General features: G+C 54.8%; 14 protein-coding genes. 2 read left to right on the top strand and 12 right to left on the bottom strand.

The window, feature by feature from the left end; translation table 11 throughout:
• Positions 1-53: 53 nt before the first annotated feature.
• Positions 54-251: a putative selenium delivery protein YdfZ gene (gene ydfZ, locus I6L49_RS16335; protein ID WP_005342516.1), complete on the bottom strand. Its 198-nt coding sequence runs from the start codon at positions 249-251 to the stop codon at positions 54-56.
• Between the two features lie 310 nt (positions 252-561).
• Here ydfZ and I6L49_RS16330 point away from each other — a divergent pair, with 310 nt between their 5' ends.
• Complete coding sequence (locus tag I6L49_RS16330) at positions 562-1,062, top strand: DUF1993 domain-containing protein (protein ID WP_216949942.1); 501 nt, start codon at positions 562-564, stop codon at positions 1,060-1,062.
• A 101-nt stretch (positions 1,063-1,163) separates the two neighbouring features.
• Here I6L49_RS16330 and I6L49_RS16325 read toward each other — a convergent pair whose 3' ends face one another.
• The 7 genes from I6L49_RS16325 to I6L49_RS16295 form a co-directional block, all read right to left on the bottom strand.
• Positions 1,164-1,676, bottom strand: coding sequence for a cupin domain-containing protein (locus tag I6L49_RS16325; protein ID WP_139433489.1), 513 nt, complete (start codon positions 1,674-1,676; stop codon positions 1,164-1,166).
• A 125-nt stretch (positions 1,677-1,801) separates the two neighbouring features.
• Positions 1,802-2,164 (bottom strand): cystatin domain-containing protein, encoded by a 363-nt coding sequence (locus I6L49_RS16320; protein ID WP_026034886.1) that lies wholly within the window; start codon positions 2,162-2,164, stop codon positions 1,802-1,804.
• A 100-nt stretch (positions 2,165-2,264) separates the two neighbouring features.
• Complete coding sequence (locus I6L49_RS16315; protein WP_216949941.1) at positions 2,265-2,921, bottom strand: DUF3313 domain-containing protein; 657 nt, start codon at positions 2,919-2,921, stop codon at positions 2,265-2,267.
• Between the two features lie 391 nt (positions 2,922-3,312).
• Positions 3,313-4,443, bottom strand: a complete 1,131-nt coding sequence (locus I6L49_RS16310) for a PotD/PotF family extracellular solute-binding protein (RefSeq protein WP_216949940.1) — start codon at positions 4,441-4,443, stop codon at positions 3,313-3,315.
• A gap of 57 nt (positions 4,444-4,500) precedes the next feature.
• On the bottom strand, positions 4,501-5,136 hold the full coding sequence (locus I6L49_RS16305) for a LysE family translocator (protein ID WP_100652235.1): 636 nt from the start codon (positions 5,134-5,136) through the stop codon (positions 4,501-4,503).
• A gap of 40 nt (positions 5,137-5,176) precedes the next feature.
• Positions 5,177-5,998 (bottom strand): AraC family transcriptional regulator, encoded by an 822-nt coding sequence (locus I6L49_RS16300; RefSeq protein ID WP_058056423.1) that lies wholly within the window; start codon positions 5,996-5,998, stop codon positions 5,177-5,179.
• A gap of 60 nt (positions 5,999-6,058) precedes the next feature.
• Positions 6,059-6,775, bottom strand: a complete 717-nt coding sequence (locus tag I6L49_RS16295) for an ABC transporter substrate-binding protein (RefSeq protein WP_216949939.1) — start codon at positions 6,773-6,775, stop codon at positions 6,059-6,061.
• Positions 6,776-7,074: 299 nt separating this feature from the next.
• On the opposite strand from I6L49_RS16295, the gene I6L49_RS16290 reads away from it, so the two are divergent.
• Positions 7,075-7,614: a hypothetical protein gene (locus tag I6L49_RS16290; protein WP_216949938.1), complete on the top strand. Its 540-nt coding sequence runs from the start codon at positions 7,075-7,077 to the stop codon at positions 7,612-7,614.
• 43 nt (positions 7,615-7,657) lie between these two features.
• On the opposite strand, the gene I6L49_RS16285 is transcribed toward I6L49_RS16290, so the two are convergent.
• From I6L49_RS16285 to I6L49_RS16270, 4 genes are all read right to left on the bottom strand, one after another.
• Positions 7,658-8,857, bottom strand: coding sequence for a 3-deoxy-D-manno-octulosonic acid transferase (locus I6L49_RS16285; protein WP_216951672.1), 1,200 nt, complete (start codon positions 8,855-8,857; stop codon positions 7,658-7,660).
• Between the two features lie 245 nt (positions 8,858-9,102).
• Positions 9,103-9,813, bottom strand: coding sequence for a glycosyltransferase family 32 protein (locus I6L49_RS16280; protein ID WP_216949937.1), 711 nt, complete (start codon positions 9,811-9,813; stop codon positions 9,103-9,105).
• 1 nt (position 9,814) lies between these two features.
• Complete coding sequence (locus I6L49_RS16275) at positions 9,815-10,546, bottom strand: glycosyltransferase family 25 protein (RefSeq protein ID WP_216949936.1); 732 nt, start codon at positions 10,544-10,546, stop codon at positions 9,815-9,817.
• Positions 10,543-11,862 carry an O-antigen ligase gene (locus I6L49_RS16270; RefSeq protein WP_216949935.1) on the bottom strand — a complete coding sequence of 440 codons (1,320 nt, stop codon included), beginning with the start codon at positions 11,860-11,862 and terminating at the stop codon, positions 10,543-10,545. The genes I6L49_RS16275 and I6L49_RS16270 overlap by 4 nt, the downstream gene beginning before the upstream one ends.
• Positions 11,863-11,870 lie beyond the last annotated feature (8 nt).

Below are 11,870 nucleotides of genomic sequence, written 5' to 3'. Positions count from 1 at the left end.
ATGGGACGCGGCGGTCGGGTGAATTGTAAAGAGTAGGGTGACAGGGAAAGGGATCAGCCTAGTCTAATCAACTCGATGGGGGCGTAGCGCTCCCCGGAGTTTGCCAGCAGCACACACTTCTCATGCTCCGCCTGATAGGGGGTCATATTGTCGGTATGGGCCTCTTTCAGAAAATCGACTGCGCCAGTGGCGGCAATCATCACGCGCTGACCTAGGTTCAGCACATTGCGGTTACGGTCATAGATCTTCATCTTATTCTCCTTTTCTTGTGTCCTGGCGGATGCGCAGGCGTGTGTCCAGGACAACGGCATTCAGCCTACGCCCCTGAAAAAAGGTGATTTATGTCACAGATCAAAAAAGGGGCGATAAGGGACTCACAGGTTCAAAAAGCGAGCAGGGCTGCTTGGCCAGCTGCTGTCGCGCGAAGTCGCGCTGCCCTGCCCTTTCGTCGTGGCGGGCTCGAACCCGGCAGCGGTTGGGGTATATTGGTGGTCGATTAGCCAGTCTCATTCACCGTGGCCGCGCACGCAGGCCGCTGTTTCAACAAGATGGAGAGTGCTCATGAATCGCGACATTACCGCCCAGTTCATCAAGATGTTGACCAACCTCGACCACTGTCTGGCCAAGGCCGAAGCCCACGCCGCGGCGAAGCAGTTCAACGTGGAGAACTTCTTCGGCGAGCGGCTGATCGTCGATATGCTGCCGCTGTCCAAGCAGGTGCTGATCTGCTGCGATTCGGCCCGCGCCGTGGTGGCCACCGCCAGCCACAGCGAGCTGCCGGCCATGGGCGATGAGCCCAAGACCATCGCGGATCTGCGCGCCCATATCGGCAAGACCATCACCTATCTGCAAGGCAAGCTGGACGCGGACTACAGCCAGTATGCCAGCGGCCGTTACCTGCCCCACTGGGCGGGCGGCAAGGGGATGGATGGCCATACCTGCGTCCATGAGTACGGCATTCCCAACTTCTACTTCCACCTCACCATGGCCTACGCCCTGCTGCGCCGCGCCGGGGTCGATCTCGGCAAGCGCGACTATCTGGGCGGGCTCAACCTGCAATAAACGCTGCACGCCACAGGCGGCAAACAGATAGCAAAAGCCTGCCAAGCGGCAGGCTTTTTTATATCGGATGGCACTGGGCTGATGCGCAGAAGGGCTGCGCTCTAGAAGGGGCCGTTGCTCTCGCGCAGCTTGTCGGGCAGGCCGTCGTGATCACCCAACTCACGCTCGGGCACGTCATCCCAGTGCAGCTTGCCGAGGGTGATATTGCGCTCGGGGTGCACGGCGTAGTGGATGCGGTTGTCCTCCCGATCGGTATCGCCAATGCAGAGCAGCCGGACAGTCTCTTCGGTGTTGTTGATAAAGGCGTGGGCCAGCCCGTCACCGGCCTTGAAGCCGACCGAGTCGCCCGGTTGCAGCCGATAGAGCACGCCATCGAGCCAGACATCCGGCGTCCCTTCCAGCACGTGAACAAACTCGTCTTCGGTCTTTTCGGCATGGGGCCAGCTGGTGCGATGGCCGGGCTCGACAATCTCGTGGTGAATGCCGATGCGGCTAAAGCCGAAGTGTTTGCCGAGGGCACAGCCGCGGGAAAGGGGCTCCTGACTGCCGGAGTAGTAGCGCGGCGTCTGCTCTTGCAGCTCGCGCCAGTGTTTGATGCAGGGGTGGCGATTCATAGCGGTTCCTTTTCCATGAGGATGCAGTCACGGGAAGGGTCATCCTGACTGTCAGAATGCGGGGAGAAAAGCAGAAATTTTCTGGTCAGATGAGCCCCTCTGAGGAGGGGCTCAACAAGCAGGAATTACTTGGCCTTGACGCAAGGCAAGGGAGGAAGCTCACCCTGTGCAGCCGTGCGGGTCATCTGGTAGTTGCCGGCAAGATCCCGATAGACACGGGTGTTCCACACCTCTCCGTTGTCGAGCTGGAACTCAATGTCGTAGTTGACCCCGGAGACCACCTGGCTGCGCACCTCGCGGATGCTCTGCAGTTTGGCGGCCGTGTTCATGCGAGCCAGCACGCTGGCCAGCGCAGCCTCTCCTTCAGCATTGGGCAACGGCTGACTCTGCCAGCCACCCGCCATCGGTGCACACTCCGGCGTGGGTGACGAGGTGCTGCAGGCACTCAACAGGCCAGCAACAAGGATGGGTAACAACACGCGTTTCATATCATTTTCTCCTGCCTGCAAAATGACCACCTTATCAACATCTTGCCATTATTGCAGCCCAAAAGGCTCCCGCTGCGCCCCGCTTGGACGCACCAATCGATCAGCGCCCCAGATTGTCCGCCAGCTGTTTGGCGCGGCTGGCCGCCCACTGGTCGATCATCTTCTCCATCTCCTCGGCGGTGATGGGCTCATCCTTGTGGGTAGTATCCGAGCTCTCACGGGCATCCATCACCCGCACCAGCAGCTTGCCGCTCCGGGAGTCGAGCAACTGGGCCATGCTGCCCACCTTGAGCAGGTAGGGCTCCTTGCCGATCACTTCGCGGGTGACGTTGATGGCGATCTTGGCCGGCAGCAGGTCACGCAGCTTGGGGTCGGGGCGGGTCAGGTCGAAGTTGGTGACGGCGGCCTGGATCCGCATGACCTTCGGGCCGGGGGCTGTGGCGATCTTGACGCCCTGCTTGATCAGCTCGCTTTGGAACTTGTCGTGGTAGTAGCGGCCAATCTGGTTCTGTTCGTTGGCGGTCAGCAGATACCACTGGCCGTTCTCCTGCCGGATAAACTGCAGCGGATCGAGCAGCACCTCATTGTATTGGCGCAGGTCAACGCCCGGCTCCTTGTAGACGCGCTGATTGGGGTTGCTCTCGCTCTGCTGGAAGGCAGTCAGCGGGATCGCCTGCAAGCTGTGGGATACCTGATTCTTGACGGCGCAGCCACCCAGCAGGGCCGCAGCCACGGCAACCATCACGACCTTTTTCATATTTGCTCCTGCATTTTACTGTTTGTTTTTGCTGTGGATTTCGCACCACATGGCTGGAGAACCCGTACCGGATGCCACCAATGTCACAGAGAAATAACCTATTCATCACCTTCCCACAAGCAACAGATCAGGATTGTTCAGCTCACATCCAAGTTGTCACAATTGCGGTGCTTTTATACAGGGTCAGCCAGGGTACGAACGGCGATCTGGCGAGGGTTCGGTTGTTTAATCCGGCTAAATGGGGCTGCGAAAAGTGCTCGGTTTTTTTCAAACGATGGGGGCCCGCGAGCGGCGTGAGTTGAACGGGGGAATGCCCTGGAACACGCGATGACCGATCATCAGCCATCTTGCGCAAACTTGCCTGCCGCCGGAGAAGCGGCAGGCTCATTCATCAGTTATCGAGATCCCAGGGGCACTGCTTGACCAGCCCCTCTTTGCCACTGGCGACGATCGCCTGCTGCACCATCCGTTTGTAGCGATTCTTGATATGAGCGGGTAGCGCGGGCACCAACAGCCGCTCGTCAAACTCCGGCAGTGGGCGATCCGGCAGCACCGCCTGCTCCTGCGGGCTGAGGGGCGGCCGGGAGGCCATATTGCTGGCCGAGATGGTGGGCGTGCCCACCAGCATCTGGCGTTGCAGCGGCGCGCTCAGCAGAAAATCCACCAGCAGGTAGGCAGCCTTGAGCCGTGCAGGATCATCCCCGACATGGCGAGCGATGGAGAGGGCATCGAGGGCATAGATGGCCCCCTCCTGCACCATGGCGATCCGCCACTGCTGCTCGTTCTGCTTGTTGCACTCCACCAGCTCCAGCCCCCAGGTGGTAGCAAAGGTCTGCTGGCGCAGATCCTCGCAGCGGTTGGCCTGATTGAACCAGAAGCCGCGACTGGCTCGCAGCCGCTGCGAGAGCTGCTGCTCCACCTCTTGCTGCAAGGTCTTGTCGGCCAGCATCTCGCCGCTGGCAAACAGGGCGGGCGACTTGCCCAGCGAGAGCAGCACCGAAAAGAGCAGCGGCTCGAACTGGTCGCAGAACTCGGCAAACTGACCCGGCGGCGAGCTGTTGGCGAGCACCTGCCAACTGGTGGGCGCTTGCGGCACCTGCTTGTTGTCATAGGCGAGGCTGAACATGGCGTAGGAGAAGGGCACCGAGTAGTTGCGCTCCCCCTGCTTGTCATACTCGGTGTTCTTGAGGGCGGGTTTCACCTCGGGGTAGTGCTGCAGGCGGCTGAAATCGATGGGGAGCAGCAGCTTGAACAGCGGCTGGTGATGGGCCTTGTAGAAGTAGCTGGTCGGCAGCACCACATCGGCGCTGCGGGTGCGCAGGGCGCGGTAGACGCTGTCGAAATCAGTCAGCAGCGGCTCGATCCGGCTGACCGTCGCCTCCACCCCATGGGCTTTGGCGTAGTCGGCAAACTGTTGTTCATAACCCGCTGGCAGATAGCCCCACTCCAGCAATTTGAGCTGAACCGGGGCCGCCAGCGCCGGGGTCATCCCCAGCAACCAGCAAAGAGGCAGTAGACGCATGGCCGGGCACTCCTGACAGGTAAACCTTGCTGGAGTATAGGCCCATGCGCCGACTCGTCAGGCCACCAGCTCGGCGCCCATGCTCGCCAGAATGGAGAGGCTGACCACCGCAAACAGCACGCCGGTCACCAGATTGAGCGGCCGCTGCACCCGCAGCAGCAGGCGCTGGGCGCGATCGGTGGAGAGGCTCCACGCCAGCAACCCGAACCAGCAGAGGGAGATGATGAACAGCTCGCCCACCAGCAGACTGCGGGTCATCCCGTCCACCTCTGGCGTCACCATGGCGGCCAGCAGACCGATAAAGAAGACCAGCGCCTTGGGGTTAAGCAGGTTGGTGGCAAGGCCAGTGCGCACGCCCCTGCCCCAGCCGCGCAGCTCGTTGGCGGCGCTGGCCATCAGGGTGCTGCTCTGCTGGCGAGCCGCCATCAGGGCGCCCCACCCCAACCAGCCCAGATAGAGGGCACCGCAGCACTTGATCACCATAAACAGCAGCGGGTGACTGGCGATCAGCATGCTGATCCCGGTCAGGCTCAGGGTGGCGTGCACCATGATCGCCAGCGAGATGCCCAGCGCCGCGCCAAGGGCGGTCGGCCGGTGCAGGCTGGTGCGCAGGATCAGGGCGAAATCGGGGCCGGGGCTGGCCAGTGCAATCAGGTGCATCAGGCCGAGGGTAACGAACAGACTGGTCAGCATAACAACTCTCGCTTTAACGACGGAGAGTCAGCATGGCGGATCAGCGGGGGGCGCGGCTTGTAAAAGATTGCATCTGGGCACGAAATTCGGCGGGTGTCAGACCGAATGCCTGGCGAAAGCCGTGGTGGAAGTGACTCTGATCGAAGAAGCCGACCGCCAGCGCCACCTCGCTCACCGCCATGCCGCTCGCCAGCAGCCGCTTGCCCTGCTCCAGCCGCAGCCGTTTCAGCCAGGCGTAGGGAGTCATGCCGCTGCGCTTCTTGAACTGGCGCAGGAAGGCGAAACGATCGAGCCCGAGCAGCCCCGCCAGCTCTTCCAGCGAGTGGGGCTCGTCGAGGGCGGCCATCAGGTAGTCGCGCAGGAATCGCAATTGGGGATCCGCCAACTGGTGTACCTCGGGGGCCAGATGCAGCAGCTCCCCCAGCAGGGCAAGCAGCTGGCTCTCGATCAGCAGGCCATCGGCCTTGGGGTTGTCGAGATAGCTGTGCAGCTGGGCAAAGCCCTGATAGAGGTCGGGGCGGCTCTGCAATCCCTTGTCGAAGAAGGGTTCAGGCTGCTCCGGCAGCCAGAGCGCCAGCTGCTGGGGATCGATGGCGAAGACCCGTACCTCATACCCTTCCGGCAGCAGGCTGAGGCCGTCGTGCACCTCGTCCGGGTTGACGGTAGAGAGCACCCCGCGCACCAGATGGTGGCTGTTCCCCTTGTGGATAAACTTCTGGCCACCCCGCTGCACCAGCCCGATATGGTAGTCGAGATGGACATGGCGGCCGTAGCTGAACGCCCTGTGGTGGGAGTGTGACAGCTCGACCCCCGGCAGGTGCGGGGATTGCCAGTAGCGGATAAGGGAATCGGTGGTATTCATGGGTTATAGATACACCAGAAGCGGGCCTTGGGCTTGTAGATTATTGCACGCAACCCCCTCTCAATGCCCCCACAGCCGCGGGGTTGACTCCACCAGCGAGGCGAGCGGCACCCGCTCCACTATCTGACGCATATGTTGCACCAGTTCGGGATTGCCATCTCCCAACGACTTGTTCAGCACGATATGCACCTGCAGCGGAGTGACCGGCAGGTAGATGAGGCGGGTCGCCGCAGGGAGCTTGGCGCGAAAATGGTTGGCGGAAATATCGTTGGAGAAGAGCGCGGCATCGATGCGCCCACGCAGCAACTTCTGCATGTTGCCATGCTCCCAGCTGAGCTGGGAGAGGGTGTCGATGTGGATCTGCGGATGCTGCAACAGCGGCGGCACGATCGCCTGACTCGACCAGCCGATGGTGGTGCCGTAGAGATCTTCTTGCCGTTCAACCGCGTGAAGTCGCGATGGCACCAGTACCACCAGCACTGGTCGCAGCAGCAACAGGTGGGGGTCGATATAGCGGAAATGACTAGCACGCTCGGGACTGTAACTCAGCAGCGGGGTCAGATCGCACTCGCCGCTCTCGAGGTTGCTGAGCAGCCGCGCCACATTGAGCCCCTGCCACTCGATGGTACGCCCGATCGCGGGTTCGATATGACGGCGAAAGTAGTCGATCACCGGCCCGGAGACCTCGCCCTGCTGATCGATGGTGACCAGCGGCGCCAGCTGGAAGACACATCCCCGCAGTGGCGCATTGGCCGCCACGGCTTGGCTGATGGTCATAAGAGGGAGAAGAAGTGCCGATAGCAGTAATAACAAACGCATACCCGAACGAGAGATGCCCATAGGTGACGACCCGATGCCCTGATAGCCATCAGCATGGCACAAGGCAAAGGGGCGGGCTATCCGCTCCTGCCGCGCGTCGGCCTCTTGTGCCCCCTGTTTTCATGGCCATCGACCACCCATTTTATTGCGGTGAAAATCAATACTTCCGCGGCTTTGATGGATTTTGGTCTCTTGAGATATAGTGCGGCCCCATTCATCAAACCGGCGGATGAGCGCCCCGCCGGACAGGTAGATTCATGAGACTGTTTTTGCTGTTGTTGTCGTTGTTTGCTGCGACTGTAAGTTCTGATGAAAAGCCGCGCCTGCCCTATTACGACTGGGGTCGCTGCCCGTTTGAAGGTTGTACCTATCAGTCGTGGACTACCAAGCAAGAGGTGATCGTCAGAGCCGAGCCATCCCTGACGGCCAAAGCGCTGTTCCGGCTACCCCGCGGCCAGCAGGTGGAAGGGCTGACCGGGGTCGTCATTACCGAACAACCGGGGATCGTCGAGATACTCAGATCGGTCAAGCTGGGCTATGGCAAGGAGGGAAAAGGGCCGCTGTTGAATATGAAGGCAGGGGAAACGCTTTATATCCTCGGCGGACTGGGCGAAGGCAATAGCCTGTTCTGGTACAAGGGCAAAACCTACATTCTCGATTATGACTATGCGCGCAAAGAGATCAGATACGGCCGGTCACCGCAGAACCAGTGGTGGGTAAAAATTCGGGACAAGCAGGGGCGTGAGGGTTGGGTTGCCGAAGCCAAAAACTTCGCCCATATGGACCGTTTCGAATAGTGATAGCCAGCCCCCCGAGATCGGGGAGCTGGCCGTGGATGACTCACTGCTTGGGTTGCAGCTTCATCTCTTGCAGATACTCCAGCACCTGGGTTTTGTAGTCCGCCTGATAGGAGAACTTGGTGCTGTCGCACGCCGCGATCAGGTTCACCGCGGTGCAGAACAGGGTTGCCGCCAGCAGCCCCTTGCCAACCCACTGCGGATAACGGCGGCTCCAGCGCACCAGCAACAGCAGGATCGGGAACAGGGCGTAGGGGAAGATCAGCATCAGGTGCCAGTAGTTGAAGATGATGGGCGAGAGCGCCGCACTCACCAGCACCGCCAGCACCGCCGCCAGCGCATAGAGGCCGAGCCAGCTTTCACCATCCACTGGAGCACGGTCGCTGCGCAGCAGACGCGGCTTGAGTTCACGCCACAGCTGCCAGTTGGCCTTTGCTGCCAGCAGCACGGTGGCCGAGCCCACTCCGTAGATCACCACCCGCCACAGCCAGATGGCCGCCATCTGCAGGTATTCGTGTCCCGCCAGCCAGATGAACTGGGTGTCGTTGACCAGCTTGCTGGCAAACAGCCAGGAGCCGTAGCGCAGCCAGTAGAGCACTGATTTCAGCACCGGATAGACATGCACCAGCCCCCAGCCGATATAGCGCTGGCGCGCCTCGGGATCGACGTTCTGGGTGATATGGCTGTTGCTCATCACTTCCATGACGTAAGGGATCAGGGAGGCACCGATCAGCAGGGTAGCCACCACCACCCCGCTCCAGCTCACCTTGAGAATGCGGCGCCAGAACAGATAGGTGGACATTACAGCCAACAGTGGCCAAGAGTAGTGCAGCTGCATCGCCATGCCGATGGCCAGCAGGTGAACGATCATGTGCCAGAAGGAGGCCCGCTCGCGCATATGCCAGGCAGACCAGCAGTGCATGGCCGAGAAAAGGAACAGATAGGAGGGGTTGTAGAGCAGACTCTCGTACTGGAACCAGGGGTTGAGCCAGCAGAGCACCAGAAACAGCAGACGTACCCTGTCATCAAACACCTGACGGATCACTGCATCAAACAGCAGGAATCCGACCAACCGCATCGCCAGCAGCAACACCATGGGAGCATAGGGAGAATCCCACAGCAACAGCGGCCCGCCAATCAGCCAGGCCGACAAACTCCCCGGCACATTGCCCACCGCACTCGCCGCATTGCCATAGCTGAGCCAGACCCCCTCATAAGCCCCAAGGTACCCTTTGTAGAGCATCTGGGTCTGGTCGCCGGTGAGGAGTTGGTGGCTAAAGAACAACCAAGATAACATCAGCCCAGACAAAATAACGGCCCCAAACATCATCTTGCTGTAGCGCTCACTAAACACAACCATCAAATTCATACCAACCAGAAAAATTTGACTGGAACTTTAACAGTTATTCACCAATGTTTCCCAACTGCAACTCACATTTTATCATCGACATCAAGCGTTAAGAATGAATGCAAAAAGTGTATCATTCCTTAACTCCTGAAGCGAAATAGCTCTTTTTGATATTCATATAGAAACCCCAACATACCCTTATGTTTTGATTTCAGGAATACTAATCCGTTTGAGCGTTTCCAACTATGTTGAAACCAGTGTGTTACATATCTATCTGGGTGTGGAGTATAATTTATTTTTTCGCCACTATAATCATAAAAATAATGTTTATCAAAAACCCCAACATTTTCCACAATAGATTCATTTTTAAGAATATAGGTCATAATATCAGGCCCCATATAGAGCTCTGAATTCATGATTTCATTCTCGTAGAAATGGATCAACCGTGCTAATGTAGAAGAATCCTGCTTGGCGTAAATTATTGCCGTACCAATTCTATCACCCTCTTCATAACCAACCCCAAAATTATAGCCATGGAAAATAGCAAACGGATTTTTATTTATTGTAACATCCGTATCCATATATAGACCACCCTCTTCAGCAAGAATTTTCAAGCGAAGATAATCAGTCACAAAAGCATAGAGACCCTTTTCATAGCATCGCCTGGAAAATTCACACCCAGCGATCCAATTTTTTATTTTAGGGTCACAATCTAACCATATCTTATATTTGTACCCCTGCTTACTCCAATCATCAATACATACATGAGCAAGTGGTGGCAAGCGGTCTCCCAACCATATTGCATGTATTTTATCACAACCTATTTCTACATTATTTTTTGTAGTTTTCATGTTACCCCTTCTGATTTTTATATTTTTTATTCCAAAAATACATTCTTACAAAGCGATAAAATCTATATATTTCTCGAGATGCCTTAAAAAGTAGTGGCACCTTAGCCAAGGCTACCTTGTTTTGAATTCCACTCTCCATATCACCGGGACTATATATTGCATATGGTAGCACACCGACTGACTGGACTTTGTGTCGATATGACTCACCAATAAAGTTATCTACTGAACATAGCCATCTGCTACTGCAATCAACCAGCTTTCTGGCTCCTTCAGGATTAATACTATATCCCGTCGTCCACCTAACATTGTTATGCCAGAGTATTGTTTGTATTCCATGCTCATATTCCAGTACCGTCGCGTCACCGATCTGCGGCTCCAGCTTCAAATACTCATATTTTTCATGTAGTTTAGGTAGGGCTTCGAATATATCACAGAAATATCTTGTCGGTAGAAAATCATCCTCAAGGACAATTATCGGCTCATTTAGCTCTATGCATTTCTCCCATAGTAAATAATGACTTGCATAGCAGCCTTTCTCACCAGGAGTCAGTGGACGACTTCTTAATAATTTTCGGTGCATATCATCCGGACACCCTTGTAATCTTTCGGGCAGTCCAGCAAAACCATTTATTGCATCAAAAAATTCAAACTCAACATCAAGTTCTGCCAAAACTCGCTTAACTCGCTCACGGCGAGACTCAGCATTTTTTAAGCTGACAATAAAAATTTTCATATATTATATTCGTCCAATTTATTTCGGCGAGATTGATATTCAAGAAAGTCACTATATAATGCAAATGAATACACTGTTCCCATAAACGTATTGAAAACCCATTGACCTGAACGCATATACAAGAACGATTCAAAATTGTTAATTATTAGCCAATAGATCAAGAAACTAATGGCAATACCTTTTATTAAGGTAGGAGCATTACTCCTCACAGCCTTGTATACAGGATAACACATCAGTACATAGGTGAATACGAGCCCCATTGCACCATAAGAAACTGCAGTTTCAAAATTTGAATTATGCAGATGTCTAAATTCCGCCTTAATATAGTCAGGCAAAACAGTTGACTGAGTAATCACTAAAGAACGACTGCCATCACCGGTACCAAAAATAGGATGAGAATAAAACCAATTAATCGCCTCCAGCCATGTCTGTAGCCTGACACCAATACTTATATCTTTCACCTCCCGCCAGTTCCCTGATAACATGTTATGTAAATCACCTGGATGTGAAAAGCCAGCATAAATACGATTATGAACAAAATCAACATGATATATGAGAATTCCGATGGCGAATAATATACCATATAGCATGATAATCTTTCTGAGTGAAACCCTGTCTCTAAAATAAGCATACAACAATGGTATCAAAAATATAGATATGAACACTGCCAGCCAAGATTGTCTTGACTGTAACATCATCAACAATGCCCCTAAAAGAACCAAAAACAAACATGATATTGAAACAACAATACCTTTGTTATTTATTTTTCGTGGCGCAATAGTATATATAAACCAAAGTGTACAAATGAAAGCTGCGCCTATTATCAAGGAACCATGCTGCGCATTTCTATAGCCAAAGTCTACTCGACTACCGTGCATTCCAATTATAAATTGTTCAAAAAAATCAGAGTAATAAAACAACGTAAAAACACTACCAACAGAAAATGCAAGTAGTGTCACTATAGATCGCTTAAGTGACCCCTTTAGCCAAAAAGCCACGACAAGAAACACCATTAAATAAGAAAACGGTTTGAGATTAGGAGTAGGCTGTGCGAGTTCAGGTATAGTTCTAGTTGACATAAACCAGCTTGCGAACTGAATTACTCCTCCAATTACCAGCAACCAAAATACTACATTTCTGGAAAAAAAATCCCGATACACTGCTATTGCCACCAAACCACCAATAATCATAACGGTTTGAAAGAAATCGCCAACAACCTGAAATGAATCTTTAAACATCACGTAGCATATAATGGAGAGAAACATTAATGATGAGCAACGCTCACTCTCCAAGTATCGCTTTATAGAGTCTGTCATACCTATTA

It is taken from the genome of Aeromonas sp. FDAARGOS 1419, from assembly GCF_019047045.1.
GTDB classification, from domain to species: domain Bacteria; phylum Pseudomonadota; class Gammaproteobacteria; order Enterobacterales; family Aeromonadaceae; genus Aeromonas; species Aeromonas veronii.
This window is presented reverse-complemented; position numbering and strand designations above follow the sequence as displayed.

Excerpts from the sequence above, each read along its gene's own strand:
- ydfZ (WP_005342516.1), bottom strand. The coding sequence starts at position 251 with ATGAAGATCTATGACCGTAACCGCAATGTGCTGAACCTAGGTCAGCGC.
- I6L49_RS16330 (WP_216949942.1), top strand. The coding sequence starts at position 562 with ATGAATCGCGACATTACCGCCCAGTTCATCAAGATGTTGACCAACCTC.
- I6L49_RS16325 (WP_139433489.1), bottom strand. The coding sequence starts at position 1,676 with ATGAATCGCCACCCCTGCATCAAACACTGGCGCGAGCTGCAAGAGCAG.
- I6L49_RS16320 (WP_026034886.1), bottom strand. The coding sequence starts at position 2,164 with ATGAAACGCGTGTTGTTACCCATCCTTGTTGCTGGCCTGTTGAGTGCC.
- I6L49_RS16315 (WP_216949941.1), bottom strand. The coding sequence starts at position 2,921 with ATGAAAAAGGTCGTGATGGTTGCCGTGGCTGCGGCCCTGCTGGGTGGC.
- I6L49_RS16310 (WP_216949940.1), bottom strand. The coding sequence starts at position 4,443 with ATGCGTCTACTGCCTCTTTGCTGGTTGCTGGGGATGACCCCGGCGCTG.
- I6L49_RS16305 (WP_100652235.1), bottom strand. The coding sequence starts at position 5,136 with ATGCTGACCAGTCTGTTCGTTACCCTCGGCCTGATGCACCTGATTGCA.
- I6L49_RS16300 (WP_058056423.1), bottom strand. The coding sequence starts at position 5,998 with ATGAATACCACCGATTCCCTTATCCGCTACTGGCAATCCCCGCACCTG.
- I6L49_RS16295 (WP_216949939.1), bottom strand. The coding sequence starts at position 6,775 with ATGACCATCAGCCAAGCCGTGGCGGCCAATGCGCCACTGCGGGGATGT.
- I6L49_RS16290 (WP_216949938.1), top strand. The coding sequence starts at position 7,075 with ATGAGACTGTTTTTGCTGTTGTTGTCGTTGTTTGCTGCGACTGTAAGT.
- I6L49_RS16285 (WP_216951672.1), bottom strand. The coding sequence starts at position 8,857 with ATGCTCTACAAAGGGTACCTTGGGGCTTATGAGGGGGTCTGGCTCAGC.
- I6L49_RS16280 (WP_216949937.1), bottom strand. The coding sequence starts at position 9,813 with ATGAAAACTACAAAAAATAATGTAGAAATAGGTTGTGATAAAATACAT.
- I6L49_RS16275 (WP_216949936.1), bottom strand. The coding sequence starts at position 10,546 with ATGAAAATTTTTATTGTCAGCTTAAAAAATGCTGAGTCTCGCCGTGAG.
- I6L49_RS16270 (WP_216949935.1), bottom strand. The coding sequence starts at position 11,862 with ATGACAGACTCTATAAAGCGATACTTGGAGAGTGAGCGTTGCTCATCA.